Below are 14,190 nucleotides of genomic sequence, written 5' to 3'. Positions count from 1 at the left end.
CGTGGCCGCCGGCGAGTGGGGTGACGCCGACCCCTGGGCGGCCGTGCACGACGACGCCTACGCGTCCCTGCTCGCCCACGTCCGGACCGGCCCCCGCGGACCGGTGTCCGTCGACCTCGACGCACTGAGCTGGGAGTGGGGTACTTCGCTCGGTGACGTCCGATCGGCGGCGGCACGGCTCGAGGACCTCGGCATCCTGGTCCACCAGCCGAACGGCACGTGGCAGTACGAGGAACTCTCCGACGCCGACCTGTCCGACGCACTGGACTTCTGGGTCTCGCTCCTCGGTCCCGCACTCCGTGCCACGATCCCGGCGCTCACCCCCGAACTGCGCGCCGAGCTCGATCGCCGGGTCGCGCGGGCCCGCACCACCGCTGCCCTCCGGTTGCCGGAGTACCCGACGGCGTTCTCCGCCGCCTGCCAGTTCTGGTTCGAGCACTCCCCGAACACCCTGGTGCGCAGCCTGGGTCTGCGGGCGTTCGAGCGGATGCGGTGGGCACGCGTCCCCACCCAGCTCTGGTCGGTCCACGACGTGCACGCCTGGTTCGTGACCACCGGCCGCGCCGTGGACACCGGGGACCCGGGCGTCACGACCACCGCGGCAGAGGTCATCGACGGGCTGTTCGAGGTCCACCGGCGGAACGTCGGGGTGCCGCGGACGAGCCGCCCGGCGGACGACACCACCGAACACCGCGTCGGCCCGGTCGACCGCGCCCTGCTCCGCGACGTCCGCTCCGGCGGGTTGGCAGTCGGCTCCACGCACACGCTCGAGGACCTCGTGACACGGACCGGTGCTCCACCCGAGCAGGTCCTCGACGGGATGCGCTGGCTGCACGACCTCGGGCTCGTCGAGGACGACGGCGGCCGGTACCGCGTCGTGGACCCGTCGCTCGCGACCTGGCGCGACACGATGGAGCTGCTCACCGGCGTCTTCACCCACGGTGCCGTCCACGTCCTGCCCGGCCTGCGGGGACCCGCGCTCGAGGAGTTCCGCGCGCTCGTCGAACGGACGCGCGCGGACGGCCAGGTGCGCGACCACCGCTACACCGAGAGCGCGTTCGCCGTCACCCGGTTCCTGGCCGAGCAGTCCGGCAACCGCTGGACACGGCAGGCACTCCGCCTCGCGATGGCGCGGCTCACCTACGCGCTGCCCGAGGCCCCGGCGTTCCGGCAGTGGGACGCAGAAGCGCTCTGGCTGGCGCTCGACACGGCGGCCGGCAGCGGAGACGTCGGTGCCGCCTGGGCAGCGGCCCGCCGGTTCGTCGACGTCGCACGGGCGCACGTGGACGACGTCACGGCCCGGTGGGGCACGATGGGGTCATGACCGACCCGCACGACGACGTCCTGATCCACGCCACCGGGGTCCGCGTCACGCGCTCCGGCCGCGACCTGCTGCACGACGTCGACCTGACCGTCCGGCGCGGGGAGCACTGGGCGCTGCTCGGACCGAACGGTGCCGGCAAGTCGACGTTGCTCGCCGTCCTCGGCGCGACCGGACACCCCACCGCGGGCATGGTCGAGGTCCTCGGTCGCCGCCTCGGACGCGTCGACGTCCGCGAACTCCGGGAGCACATCGGCCACGTCGACCCCCGGCACCGGATGCTGTCGCCACTCACGGTGCTCGAGACGGTGCTGACCGGGCTGACCGGCACGACGGACCTCATGATGCGGTGGGAACCCTCGGCCGAGCAGATCGCCCTGGCCGAGCAGCACATCGCCGACGTCGGACTCACCGCTCGACGGGACGCCCGCTGGCCCGTGCTGTCGCAGGGTGAGCGAGGACGCGCCCTCATCGCCCGGGCCCTGATGTCCGAACCCCAGCTGCTGCTGCTCGACGAACCGGCGACCGGCCTCGACGTCGCCGCTCGGGAGCACCTGCTCGAGACCGTCGACGCGCTGCGGCACCGGCACCCCGAGCTGGGCAGCGTGATGGTGACCCACCATCTGGAGGACCTGCCGGCCTCGACGTCGCACGCGATGCTGCTCCGCGACGGTGCCGTCGTGGCCCAGGGCACCTCGGACGAGGTCATCACGTCGTCGGCGGTGTCGCACGCGTTCGACTTCCCGCTCGCGATCCTGCGGTCGGAAGGGCGCTGGGCGGCACGCCGATCCGCCTGACGCGTGCTTGAATGGCCGTTCAGTGTCCGCGGCCCGTGTCGGGGAGGGACCCGGCACCGCACCACGGTGTCACGCCGCGGACCGTCACCAGGGGGAACCATGACGAACACGCCGCCGCCCTACCCGGGGTCCGAGCCGCAGCCGAACGACGGGCAGCCCAACGCCGGCCAGCCGAACGGCCAGCAGTACCCGCAGCAGCCCGCCGGCCAGCCCCAGCAGCAGCCCGCAGGCCAGCCGTACGCGCAGCAGCAGCCCGCAGGCCAGCCGTACGCGCAGCAGCCGCAGCAGCCCGCAGGCCAGCCGTACGCCCAGGCAGCCCCCGCCGGAGCCGCTCCCTACGCACCCCCGCCCAAGTCGTCGTCCTCCCGCGGCAAGCGCGTCCTCATCTCGGTGCTCGGCGTCGTCGTGGCCGTGGTGGTGGCGTTCCTCGTCCGCCAGGGCCTCAACGCGGCCTTCAGCGACTCCACGGAAGAGAAGGTCTCGAAGGCCGTCGAGCAGATCCGCGAGCAGAGCGACCTGCCCAAGCAGGTCGACTCCGTCACGACGTGGACCGGGATCGAGGCCGAGGGCGCCGCGATCCACTACGACTACACGGTGTCGTCGAACGTCGATCCGGCCTCGATCACCGAGGGGGCCATCCGCGACGCCGTCGGGCCGAACCTCTGCTCCAACAGCGAGACGAAGAAGCTCCTCGACGAGGACGTCGACATGCGGTACACCTACAAGTTCGAGGGCTCGTCGAAGACCGTCGACACGACCTTCACGAAGGCCGACTGCTCCTGAGCCTCGGCGCCCGTCACGCGGGCGTGGCGGCAGCAGCCTCCGCGCCCGTCACGCGGTCGCGGCGGCAGCAGCCTTCGCGGCCGCGGGCAGGGCGTCGAGGATCCGTCCGACGGCGCGGTCGTCGTGCGCGGCCGTGACGAACCACGCCTCGAAGACGCTCGGCGGCAGGGTCACCCCGGCGTCGAGCATCGCGTGGAAGAACGGCGCGTAGCGGAACACGTCCTGCGCCCGCACGTCGTCGTAGTTCCGCGGTGCCTGGTCGGTGAACGCGAACGAGAACAGGTTGCCGGCGCGCTGCACGGTGTGGGCGACGCCCTCGGCCGACAGGGCCTCCGACGTGGCCGCGGAGATGACCGCAGCGGTGCGGTTGAGCGACTCGTACACGGACGGCGTCGCGGCCCGCAGCGTGGCGATGCCGGCGGCGACGGCCAACGGGTTCCCCGACAGGGTGCCCGCCTGGTACACCGGCCCGAGCGGGGCGAGGAAGTCCATGACCTCGCGCCGTCCACCGAGTGCGGCGAGGGGCATGCCACCGCCGATGACCTTGCCGAACGTGATGAGGTCGGGCTTCCACCCGGCGCCGTCCGGCACGACCTTGGACGCCTCGAGGCCCCACCAGCCGGCAGCACCGACGCGGAACCCGGTCAGGACCTCGTCGACGATGAGCAGCGCCCCGTGCGAGCGGGTGATCTGCGCCAGTGCACGGTTGAAGCCGCGCTCCGGTGCCAGGACGCCCATGTTCGCGGCGGCCGACTCGACGATGACTGCGGCGATGCGCTCGGAGTGCTCGTCGAAGGCCCGGCGGACGGCGTCGAGGTCGTTGTACGGCAGCACGAGGGTCTGCGCGGCGGTCTCGGCGGTGATGCCCGCACTGCCCGGCATGGCCAGGGTCGCGACGCCCGAGCCGGCCTCGGCCAGCAGGGAGTCCGAGTGCCCGTGGTAGTGCCCGGCGAACTTCACGAGCAGGTCACGACCGGTGTAGCCGCGGGCCAGCCGGATCGCGGTCATCGTCGCCTCGGTGCCCGTCGACACCATGCGGAGCTTCTCGATGGGGCCGTCGCCGTCCACCGACACCCGCTGCTTCACGAGTTCGGCCAGCTCGGTCTCACCCGGGGTCGACGCCCCGAACGACAGTCCGCGCGCGGCGGCCTGCTGCACGGCCTCGACCGTGCCGGGGTGGGCGTGCCCGAGGATCGCGGGGCCCCACGACGCGACGAGGTCGACGTACTCGCGACCCTCGGCGTCGGTGACGTAGGCGCCCTTCGCGGACACCAGGAACCGCGGGGTGCCGCCGACCGACCCGTAGGCGCGGACCGGGGAGTTCACACCACCCGGGATCGCGTTCTTGGCACGGCCGAACAGCTGGTCGTTCGTGGTCATTCGGGGGCCTTCCCGGTCGAGGCGATGCCGGCGACGTCCGCGGTGCTGCCCGAGGTGCGGAGGCCCGCTTCCTCGTTGAGCTTCCGCGCGATGTCGACGGCGAAGTAGGTCAGGATCGCGTCGGCACCGGCGCGCTTGATGCCGACGAGCGACTCCATCGCGGCGGCGTCGCGGTCGATCCACCCGTTCTGCGCTGCTGCGGTGATCATCGCGTACTCGCCGGAGATCTGGTACGCCCAGACCGGGACCGGCGAGGTGGCTGCGGTCTCGGCGAGCACGTCGAGGTAGCTCATCGCCGGCTTCACCATCACGATGTCGGCGCCCTCGTCGACGTCGAGCTCGACCTCGCGGAGGCCCTGTCGACCGTTCGCGGCGTCGATCTGGTACGTCCGGCGGTCACCGACGAGCGACGACGACACGGCCTCGCGGAAGGGGCCGTAGAACGCCGAGGCGTACTTGGCGGCGTAGGCGAGCAGCGCGGTCCCGCTGTGTCCGGCACTGTCGAGGGCGTCACGTGCGGTGGCGATCTGGCCGTCCATCATGCCGCTCATGCAGACGAGCTCGGCACCGGCCTCGGCCTGCGCGACCGCCATGTCGCGGTAGCGCAGCAGGGTGGCGTCGTTGTCGACGGAGCCGTCGGCGGCCAGCACACCGCAGTGTCCGTGGTCGGTGAACTCGTCGAGGCACAGGTCGGACTGCACCACGAGGGCATCCCCGACCTCTTCCTTCGCCACCCGGATGGCCACGTTGAGGATGCCGTCCGGGTCGGTCGCGCCGGAGCCCTCGGCGTCCTTCGTGGTCGGGACGCCGAACAGGTTCACGCCACCCACACCGACCGACGCGGCGTCGACCAGCGCGCGGCGGAACGAGTCGAGGGAGTGCTGCTGCACGCCCGGCATGCTCGAGATGTCCACGGCGTCGGTCGCACCTTCGCGGATGAACATCGGCAGCACGAGCTCGGCGGGGTGGAGCCGGGTCTCGGCCACGAGTCGTCGCATCGCGGGGGTGGCGCGCAGCCGACGGGGGCGGACCTGGGGGAAGCGTCCAGTCACGGGTGACCTTCCTGGTGGGGGGTGGTTGGGTTCAGTGCCTCGACGACGGCGTCGAGCAGGGCTTCTGCGGACCGCGTGCGTCCGACGGCGTGCACGGGCAGTCCGGCCGCACGGGCGTCGGTCGCGGTCCCGGGGCCGATGCAGGCCACGATGGTGCGGGGGTCGAGCGGGGTCATCCGGCGGGCGATCTCGCGGGCGACGCTGCCACTCGTCACGAGCACCGCAGCGGGCGCCGTCTCGAGGGTGATCGGCTCGTCGCCGGTCCCCACGGTACGGTACGCGACCACGTCGTCCACGTCGATGCCGCGGGCACGGAGGCCCTCGACGAGCGTGGGTGCCGCGATCTCGGAGCGGGGGAACAGCACGGTGCCGTCGGTGTCCGGCAACTCCTGCACCAGGCCGGCTGCGGACGTCTCGTCCGGCACCAGGTCGACGACCCAGCCCGCAGCGCGCGCGGCACGGGCGGTCGGCTCGCCGACCGCGGCGACGCGCACCCCGGCCGGGAGGCCCGCCACGCGTTCCGACAGGACCGTCACGGCCGTCGCACTGGTCACCACCACCCATGCGTAACCAGCCACAGGGGTCCGGTCACCGATGGGATTCGGCGATCCGTTCCTCCCGGCCGCCCCGGAGGCGACCAGGCGGCGGACCGCAGCGTCGAGCGCGGCGGGGTCGGACGGCGGAGCGTCCGTGATGAGGGGGACGACGACGGGGGCGAGCCCACGGGCCCGCGCCGCTTCGGCGACCCGGTCCCCCCACGCGCCGCCACGCGGGACGAGGACGACCGGGGGTCGTGCCTCGTCCGTCGCGGTGGTGGAGGGTTCCGTGGTGACCGCCTACTCGGCCGGCGTCGCGAGGCCGGGGCCCGCGGTGTACGGCCCGTCCGTGGTGTCCTCGGCGACGGTGGTCGCCAGGTCGGCGAGGTCGGCAGCGCCGTTCTCGAGCAGCTCGGTCGCCACGCGGCCACCGACCGCGAGCGCTTCGTCGAGACGCTCCTGCGCCGAACCGTCGAGCACGGCCGCGTGCGACGCGGTGCGGTACTCGGTGCCGTCGGGGCGGTAGACGGTCGCGGACACGAGCAGCAGCTCGGCGTCCACGACGGCCGTCGCGCCGATCGGGGCGGAGCAGCCGGCCTCGAGCTTGGCGAGGACCTCGCGCTCGGCCGTCACCGTCAGGCGGGTGGGGGCGTGCTCGATCTTGCGGAGTGCGGCGAGCAGCCCACGGTCGGTCTCGTCCGAGCGGATCTCCACCGCCAGCGCACCCTGTCCGGGAGCACTCGGCCAGAAGCCGAGGTCGAGCAGTTCCGTGGCGGCCGACAGGCGGTCGATGCGCCCGAGCCCTGCGGCGGCGAGCACCACGGCGTCGAGGTCGTCGTCCACCCGGCCGAGGCGGGTGTCGATGTTGCCGCGGATGTCGACCACGTCGAGGTCGGGGCGCTGCGCACGGAGCTGCGCGGCGCGGCGGGGCGAACCGGTGCCGACCTTCGCGCCCTCGGGCAGGGTGTCGACGGTGGCGCCGTTCCGGGCGACGAGGACGTCACGGGCGTCCGCACGCTTCGGCACGGCACCGATCGTCAGGCCCGGGTACGGCGCGGTCGGCAGGTCCTTGAGCGAGTGCACGAGGACGTCGACCTCACCGGCGACCAGGGCTTCACGCAGGGCACTGGCGAAGACACCGGTGCCGCCGAGCGACGCCAGGGAGGCACGGTTCGTGTCGCCCTCGCTCGTGACGGTGACGAGTTCGACGGGCCGACCGGCCGCCTTCGCCAGGCGGTCGGCGACGTCCTGCGACTGCGCGACCGCGAGCCGGCTGGCACGGGTGCCGAGCCGGATCGGGGTCGTGCCGTCGGGCGCTGTGGCGCTGGGGTCGTTCACGGTCGTGTCGGTCACGGAGCGACGCCCGCGGCGGCGGGCTTGAACCCCGCTCGCACGTTCTCGCAGCACCCCGGACGGCACACGTCGTACCAGGGGCCGATGTCGGTCATGTGCGGGCGCTCGGCCTTGGGCGTGCCGTTGACCCGCTCGAGCACCAGGTCGACGAGACCGGACACGTAGGCCGGGTCGATGCCGGGGGTCTGCGTGCGGAGCGACCAGAAGCCGAGCTCACCGGCGGTCTCGGTGGCTTCCTCGTCGAGGTCCCACATGACCTCCATGTGGTCGCTGACGAAGCCGAGCGGGACGATCAGCACGGCACGCGTCGAGCCGCCCTTGAGGTCCTCGTTCATGTAGTCGTTGATGTCGGGCTCGAGCCACGGCTGTGTCGGGGGGCCGGAGCGCGACTGGTAGACGAGCTTCCAGGCGGGCTTCGACGTGCCCTGCAGGTGGGCGTGCTCGGGCTGCTCGAGGAGCTCGGCCCAGGCCTGGTCGAGCACGACCTCGCCGACGGCCAGGTGCTGCGCCTCGTACGCGCCGTGCTCGTCGAACCCGCGGTAGTCGGGGCCCGAGCGGGCGGCGTCGGTCGAGGGGATGGAGTGCGTCGAGAAGAGCACCTGCAGCTCGGTCGCGACGTCCAGGCCCTCGTTCTCGGCGATCGCGCGGGCCATGCCGTCGCGGACGCCGTCGATGAACGGGCGGACGAAGCCCGGGTGGTCGAAGAACTGGCGGACCTTGTCGATCTGGATGGTGTCGATCAGACCGGTCTCGTTGAGCACGCGGGCGTAGTCCTCGCGGTACTGCCGGCAGCTCGAGAACGACGAGTACGCGCTCGTGGCGATGGCGACGAGCTTCGTGTAGCCCTTGTCCGCCGCCTCGGTGAACGCTTCTTCCAGGTAGGGCTCCCAGTTGCGGTTGCCCCAGAGGACCGGCATGTCGATGCCGCGCGACGCCAGCTCGGCCTCGAGCGCGGCCTTGAGCGCACGGTTCTGCGCGTTGATCGGGCTCACGCCGCCGAAGTGGCGGTAGTGGTGCGCCACTTCTTCGAGACGCTCGTCCGGGATCCCGCGGCCGCGGGTGACGTTGCGCAGGAAGGGGATGACGTCGTCCTGGCCCTCGGGGCCACCGAAGCCGGCGAGCAGGATCGCGTCGTACGCGGTCGGGGTCTCGACGTGCTCCGGCCCGGACGCTGCCGCGGGGGTGGCGGCGAGGACCTGGCCGTTCGTGATCATGCTGGTGTCGGTCATGACAGCACCTCCGGGAGTTCGGCGGTCGTCACGCGACGACCCGTGAAGAAGGGGACCTCTTCGCGCACGTGCATGCGCGCTTCGGTGTAGCGGAGATCGCGCATCAGGTCGACGAGGTCGACGAGGTCCGGGCTCTCGAGCGGCAGGATCCACTCGTAGTCGCTGAGGGCGAAGGTCGCGATGGTGTTCGTGAGCACGCGGCGGTACTTCGCGCCGGCGATGCCGTGGTCGCGGAGCATCTTCGAGCGCTCCTCTTCCGGCAGCAGGTACCACTCGTAGGAGCGGACGAACGGGTACACCGTGATCCACGCCTCGGGGTCCTTGCCGCGGAGGAACGCGGGGGTGTGCCGCTTGTTGAACTCCGCCTCGCGGTGCATGGCCATGACGTGCCAGACCGGCTCGGCGTCCTGGAAGAGGCCGGTGCGACGGATCTCGCGCAGCACGGCCTGGATGGCCTGCGCGTCGTCGCCGTGCAGCCAGACCATGACGTCGGCGTCGGCACGGAAGGCCGAGACGTCGTAGAAGCCACGGATCGTGACCCCGCGCTCGGCGGCGCTGGCGATCACGGTGTCGAGTTCGGCCACGGCGTCGTCGCCGACGCGGTGCACCGGACCGAGGGGCCGGCGGAACACGGCCCAGAGGGCGTAGGCCGTCAGCAGGTTCGGGTCGATCCCGGAGTCCGGGTGACCGGTCTCGGCGGGTTCCGTGTGGGGGTGGTCGTGCGCGGGCACGGGCCCGGTGTTCGTGGGCGCGTCGGAGCTCATGGATCCATTGTCCTATCGGTTGCCAGGGTGTTGGCCGCCCCGCATCCGGTGGACCGCGCTCGGGCGGTCTACCGCCGTCGGAGCACCAGCACGACGATACCCCCGACCACCGCTACACCGGCTGCGAGACCGGCCAGGTAGGGCACCGGCTTCTCGTCGAGGCCGCGCTTGAACTTCGACGCCGCGATCCCGATCTGCTTCGGGACGTTGAGCTTGTCCTCGATCGCGTCGAGGGTGTCGAACAGCTGGGCGCGGGTCGCGGCGACGCGAGCAGCGAGATCGTCGTGCGGGTCGGTCACGGTTCCTCCGTCGGTGGTGCGGCTGTCGGGGCTGTCGGGGCTCAGGAGCGGCCGTCGACGTCCGGCTTGCGGCTGCCGTACTGCGTCGGCGGGGTCGGCTTCTTGCCGAGGCCCTTGACCGCGTTGATGTCGTCCTTGACGCTGGCGATCGTGCGCTTCGGCGTGATCGGCAGGCCCTTCTTCAGGCGCTTCCAGCCGATCAGGCCGAGGATCGCGGCGATGATCAGCATCACCACGGCCACCACCAGTGCGGCCAGCCACGCCGGCATCACGGTCGCGAGGCCCATCACGGCTGCGGTCAGCAGGACGCCGATCGCGTAGAGCACGACGACGAGCGCACCGACCAGCAGACCGGCTGCGAGGCCGAAGATCTTCGCCTTCGCGAGCATCTCGGCCTTGAGCAGGTCGATCTCGCCCTTGACCAGGCCCTTGACGAGCTTCGGGACGTCGCCGACCAGGCCGAACAGCGAACGCGACTTGCGATCGCGGGTGTCGGTCATGAGGTGGTGGTGTCCTTCTTCTGGCCGACCTTGCGGACGGCCTTCTTGGTCGTCTCACCGATGAACTCGGCGACGTCCGGGGTCTTGTCGGCGATGAAGTCCTCGGCGACGTGCACGCCCTTCTGGACGCCGTTGCTGTTCCAGACCTTGCCGCTGACGGTCTTGATCTGCTCGTACCGCGCCCGTCCGGCTCGCGATCCCAGGACGTACCCGAGTGCGGCGCCGGCGACGAACAGGAGCTTTCCGCGCATGTGCGATTCCTCCGTGCATTGGTTGTGCGGTGGTCATGCACCGAACGGAATACGTCCGGCGGTCTCACCAACAGTAGCCCTCAGGGGCTGCGCGGTCCGCTCAGGAACCGAGGATCTCGTCGGCTGCCTTCCGAGCGGCGGCGATGATCCCCGCCAGGCCGCGTCCGGTCGAGGCCTCGCCGATCCCGACGACGCCCTCGGCCAGCCCGGCCGCGGTGAGGTCCGGTCCGTACCAGCCGACGCGTGCGGCGCCGCTGACACGGTCGGCCGTGATCGGCACACCGAGCAGCGTGGACGCGTCCTGCAGGGCACGACTGCCGACGGGGTCGGTCGGGTCGACCGGGAGGCTCGTGGCGACGCCCGCCGGGTCCGTCACGGTGGTTGCGTAGCTGAGCCGCAGGACGTGGCGTCCGTCCGCCACGTCGGCCAGCCACGGCCACTTCACCGTCGCGTGCGTGAGGGCCTTCGCCGACACGGCCTGCGCGTCCGGGTGCACGAGCATCCCGGTTCCGCGCGGGGCGGCGTCGAGCTCCGGCTGGTCGACGACGAGCGTGACGAGCTGGATGCCCGTCCGGTCGGGGGCGGCGGTGCGCTCCGGGTCGGCGACGGAGGACAGGGTGTGCTGGGCCGGCAGCCGTTCGGTCGTGCCGTCGGCGTTGACGATCTCGACCGCGTGCGCCTCGATGCGGGTTGCCCGGGCGTGAAGACGGACGTCCACCCCGTAGGTCGCCATGTCGGCGACGAGCTCGTCCACCAGGCGCACCGTCCCACCGCGGATCCCCTGCACCGGGGTGCCGGCGGCCGCGCGTGCCCGCAGCGACAGGACGGCCCGGGCGAGTGAACCCTCGCGCAGCAGTGCGGCGCGCAGGCCCGGGGCCACCCGGTCGGGGTCGAGCTGGTCCGGGTGCGTGGAGTGCACGCCACCGGCGATCGGCACCACGAGGTCGTCGAGCACCCGCTCCCCCATGCGCCGGCGGACGAGTTCGCCGAGCGAGGAGGCCTTGGCACCCACCGGTGCCGGCAGCAGCGAGTCCATCTGGGCGCGCAGGCCGCCCTTCTGCCCGACCACGGCCAGCACGTCGGCGGCCATCGGGGTGCTCGGGATGCCGAGGAGTCCGGTCGCCGGGATCGGGGAGGTCCGGCCGTCGCGGGTCATCAGCCAGGCGCCGCGCGGGTCGGGGGCGACGACGTCGTTGCCGAGTCCGAGCTCGATCGCCAGGCGGCCGACGGCGTCCGTGCGGGTGGCGAAGGAGTCCGCCGCCATGTCGAGGTCGATCCCGCCGACGGTGTGCCGACGGATCATGCCCCCGAGCTCACCCGAGGACTCGACGAGCACCACGCGGGCGCCGCCCTTGGCGAGGTCACGGGCGGTGACGAGCCCGGCGACCCCGCCGCCGACCACGACGACGTCGGTCACGCGCCGGCTCCGTCCTGCGCTGCACCGTCGTCCGCGCGGCCGTCGCCGAGCGAGTGGACCAGCTCGACCACCCGGGTCAGGACGTCCGGGTCGGTCTCGGGCGGGACCCCGTGGCCGAGGTTCACGACGTGGGCCCGTGCGGCGCCGCCCCGACGGACGACGTCGCGGACGTGCGCTTCGAGGACAGCCCACGGCGCCGAGAGCATCGCCGGGTCGATGTTGCCCTGCACGCTGACCCCGGTGCCGACACGCTGGACCGCCTGGTCGAGCGGCAGGCGCCAGTCGACCCCGACCGCGTCGATGCCGACGGTGTCCGTGCCGAAGGTCGTCATGTCGGCCAGGACCTCGCCGCTGCCGACGCCGAAGTGGATGCGCGGCACCCCGAGCTCGGCGACGTGCGACATCGCCTGGGCGGAGTGCGGCGCGACGGACCGGACGTAGTCGGCGCGGGAGAGCGACCCGACCCACGAATCGAAGAGCTGCGCGGCCGAGGCCCCGGCGAGCACCTGTGCCCGGAGGAACATCCCGGACACCTCGGCGGCCCACGCGAGCAGCCGCGACCAGGTCTCGGGGTCGGCGTGCATGAGCGTGCGGGCGCGGATGTGGTCCTTGGACGGGCCACCCTCGACCAGGTAGGCGGCGAGGGTGAACGGCGCCCCCGCGAAGCCGATCAGCGGGGTGTCGCCGAGCTGCTCGACCGTGCGTCGGACGGCCTGCTCGATCGGGGCGAGGGCCGCGGGGTCGAGCTGCTCGAGGGCGTCGACGTCGGCGGGGGTCCGGATCGGCGACGAGAGCACCGGGCCACGACCGGGGACGATCTCGACGTCCACACCGGCGAGCTTGATCGGCACGACGATGTCGCTGAAGAAGATGCCCGCGTCGACCCCGTGCCGGCGGACCGGCTGCAGGGTGATCTCCGACGCCATCTCCGGGTCGAGGCACGCGTCGAGCATGGCTGTGCCGATCCGAAGCTCCCGGTACTCCGGAAGGGACCGTCCGGCCTGCCGCATGAACCACACCGGGAGCGTCTCCGGACGGTCACCCCGCAGGGCCCGTACCAGGCGGGAACCACTCGTCCGCCCTGATGCCAGGGGGTGGGAGTCGGGGAGGGATGTGGTCGTCGCTTCGGTCACCGGATGATTCTCCCATCGAGCGCGTTACCATTGACTACGTGCTCATCTGTCTCACGGCGTCGCATCGCAACGCCAGCTTCGATCTCCTGGAGCGACTGAGCATCGGTGCACCCGCGGCAGCCAGCCGACTCGTCACGGATGCCGGCGTCCTGGACGGTGCAGTGGTCCTCGCGACCTGCAACCGCTTCGAGGCGTACCTCGACATCGCGGGCGACGAGAGCGACTCCGCCGTCTCCGCCACCGTGCAGGCCGTGGCCGCCGCGAGCGACCTGGACGCCACCGAGGTCCTGGACTCCGTCCACGTGCTGGACGGCAAGGACGTCGTGCAGCACCTGTTCGCCGTGTCGAGCGGACTCGAGTCCGTCGTCGTCGGCGAGACCGAGATCTCCGGCCAGGTCCGTCGCTCGCTCGAGGACGCCCGGTCGAACGGCACCACCACCTCGGACCTCGAGCGCCTGTTCCAAGAGGCCGCGCACACCTCGCGCGGCGTCAAGACCCGTACCCGCATCGGTGCCGCCGGCCGGTCGCTCGTGCGCCTCGGCCTCGAGCTCGCCTCGTCGCGGGTCACCGACTGGGCCCGCACCCGCGTGCTGCTCGTCGGCACCGGCAGCTACGCGGCCACCACCATCGCCGCCCTGCGTGACCGCGGCGCCACGAACATCCAGGTGTTCTCGCCCTCGGGCCGGGCACCCTGGTTCGCCGCCAAGCACGACCTCGTCGCCGCCCGTGACCTGCGCCAGGCCATCGGCGAGAGCGACGTCCTGATCACCTGCACCTCGAGCGAGGTCCCGGTCGTCGCACCGGCCGACCTCGACGACGGGGTCCGCCGCATCGTCATCGACCTCGGGCTCCCCCGCAACGTCGACCCCGCGGCCGCCGGTGTCGACGGCGTCGAACTGCTCGACCTCGAGACGATCAGCATCCACGCCCCGATCTCCGAGCTGAACGCCGAGTCCGAGGCCCGTGCGATGGTCGACGACGCCGTTTCCCGGTTCCGCGCCCAGGCGATGGAGCAGTCGACGACCCCGGCGCTCGTGGCGTTCCGCAAGCACGTGTTCGACATCCTCGACGACGAGATCGAGCGGGCCAAGCGCCGCGCGGACGCCGACGGCGAGTCCGTCGAGCACACCGAGCGGGCGCTCCGGCACCTGGTCGGCGTCCTGCTGCACCGTCCCTCGGTCCGCGCTCGTGAGCTCGGTCGCGCCGGTCGCGGCGAGGAGTTCGTCGGGGCGATCGACTCCCTGTACGGCGTCCGGCCGGAGGCCGAGCCGGAGCTGACGTCCCCCGTCGTCCCGCTGGCCGACCGCACGGCACTGGACCCGACCGCCTCGGATCGCGACGACCAGGCGGACGCGAGCTGAGCCTCCAGGCCGCT

15 protein-coding genes are annotated in these 14,190 nt (G+C 72.4%); 4 read left to right on the top strand and 11 right to left on the bottom strand.

Annotated elements, in window-relative coordinates:
* The first annotated feature begins 1 nt into the window (after window position 1).
* The 3 genes from BIU91_RS05025 (at window position 2) to BIU91_RS05015 (ending at window position 2,901) form a co-directional block, all read left to right on the top strand.
* Window positions 2-1,324 (top strand): hypothetical protein, encoded by a 1,323-nt coding sequence (locus tag BIU91_RS05025; RefSeq protein WP_071404481.1) that lies wholly within the window; start codon window positions 2-4, stop codon window positions 1,322-1,324.
* Window positions 1,321-2,118 carry an ATP-binding cassette domain-containing protein gene (locus BIU91_RS05020; RefSeq protein ID WP_071404480.1) on the top strand — a complete coding sequence of 266 codons (798 nt, stop codon included), beginning with the start codon at window positions 1,321-1,323 and terminating at the stop codon, window positions 2,116-2,118. Before BIU91_RS05025 ends, BIU91_RS05020 begins: the two co-directional genes overlap by 4 nt.
* A 99-nt stretch (window positions 2,119-2,217) precedes the next feature.
* Window positions 2,218-2,901 (top strand): hypothetical protein, encoded by a 684-nt coding sequence (locus BIU91_RS05015; RefSeq protein WP_071404479.1) that lies wholly within the window; start codon window positions 2,218-2,220, stop codon window positions 2,899-2,901.
* Between the two features lie 48 nt (window positions 2,902-2,949).
* Here BIU91_RS05015 and hemL read toward each other — a convergent pair whose 3' ends face one another.
* From hemL to hemE, 11 genes are all read right to left on the bottom strand, one after another.
* Complete coding sequence (gene hemL / locus BIU91_RS05010) at window positions 2,950-4,281, bottom strand: glutamate-1-semialdehyde 2,1-aminomutase (protein WP_071404478.1); 1,332 nt, start codon at window positions 4,279-4,281, stop codon at window positions 2,950-2,952.
* Window positions 4,278-5,333, bottom strand: coding sequence for a porphobilinogen synthase (gene hemB / locus BIU91_RS05005; protein ID WP_290439503.1), 1,056 nt, complete (start codon window positions 5,331-5,333; stop codon window positions 4,278-4,280). The genes hemL and hemB overlap by 4 nt, the downstream gene beginning before the upstream one ends.
* Entirely contained in the window at window positions 5,330-5,911 is a 582-nt protein-coding gene (locus BIU91_RS05000; protein ID WP_290439502.1) for a uroporphyrinogen-III synthase, read from the bottom strand. Before BIU91_RS05000 ends, hemB begins: the two co-directional genes overlap by 4 nt.
* A gap of 258 nt (window positions 5,912-6,169) precedes the next feature.
* Window positions 6,170-7,222 (bottom strand): hydroxymethylbilane synthase, encoded by a 1,053-nt coding sequence (hemC, locus tag BIU91_RS04995; RefSeq protein ID WP_084740642.1) that lies wholly within the window; start codon window positions 7,220-7,222, stop codon window positions 6,170-6,172.
* Complete coding sequence (locus BIU91_RS04990) at window positions 7,219-8,451, bottom strand: ferrochelatase (RefSeq protein ID WP_071404476.1); 1,233 nt, start codon at window positions 8,449-8,451, stop codon at window positions 7,219-7,221. The genes hemC and BIU91_RS04990 overlap by 4 nt, the downstream gene beginning before the upstream one ends.
* Window positions 8,448-9,215, bottom strand: coding sequence for a hydrogen peroxide-dependent heme synthase (gene hemQ / locus BIU91_RS04985; protein WP_228513031.1), 768 nt, complete (start codon window positions 9,213-9,215; stop codon window positions 8,448-8,450). The genes BIU91_RS04990 and hemQ overlap by 4 nt, the downstream gene beginning before the upstream one ends.
* 68 nt (window positions 9,216-9,283) lie before the next feature.
* On the bottom strand, window positions 9,284-9,514 hold the full coding sequence (locus tag BIU91_RS04980; protein ID WP_071404475.1) for a DUF3618 domain-containing protein: 231 nt from the start codon (window positions 9,512-9,514) through the stop codon (window positions 9,284-9,286).
* A gap of 41 nt (window positions 9,515-9,555) precedes the next feature.
* On the bottom strand, window positions 9,556-10,014 hold the full coding sequence (locus BIU91_RS04975) for a phage holin family protein (protein ID WP_071404474.1): 459 nt from the start codon (window positions 10,012-10,014) through the stop codon (window positions 9,556-9,558).
* A complete protein-coding gene (locus tag BIU91_RS04970; protein ID WP_017887727.1) occupies window positions 10,011-10,265 on the bottom strand; it encodes a hypothetical protein in 255 nt (84 codons plus the stop codon). The genes BIU91_RS04975 and BIU91_RS04970 overlap by 4 nt, the downstream gene beginning before the upstream one ends.
* A 100-nt stretch (window positions 10,266-10,365) precedes the next feature.
* A complete protein-coding gene (locus tag BIU91_RS04965) occupies window positions 10,366-11,682 on the bottom strand; it encodes an FAD-dependent oxidoreductase (protein ID WP_071404473.1) in 1,317 nt (438 codons plus the stop codon).
* Window positions 11,679-12,815: a uroporphyrinogen decarboxylase gene (gene hemE, locus BIU91_RS04960; protein WP_071404472.1), complete on the bottom strand. Its 1,137-nt coding sequence runs from the start codon at window positions 12,813-12,815 to the stop codon at window positions 11,679-11,681. Before hemE ends, BIU91_RS04965 begins: the two co-directional genes overlap by 4 nt.
* A gap of 38 nt (window positions 12,816-12,853) precedes the next feature.
* Here hemE and BIU91_RS04955 point away from each other — a divergent pair, with 38 nt between their 5' ends.
* Window positions 12,854-14,176 (top strand): glutamyl-tRNA reductase, encoded by a 1,323-nt coding sequence (locus tag BIU91_RS04955; RefSeq protein ID WP_071404471.1) that lies wholly within the window; start codon window positions 12,854-12,856, stop codon window positions 14,174-14,176.
* The last annotated feature ends 14 nt before the right edge of the window (window positions 14,177-14,190 follow it).

The sequence above is a fragment of the Curtobacterium sp. MMLR14_002 genome (genome assembly GCF_001864975.1).
Taxonomy (GTDB): Bacteria; Actinomycetota; Actinomycetes; order Actinomycetales; family Microbacteriaceae; genus Curtobacterium; species Curtobacterium flaccumfaciens.
Note: the sequence above shows the minus strand (reverse complement) of the source record. Positions and strands in the feature narration are given on the sequence as shown.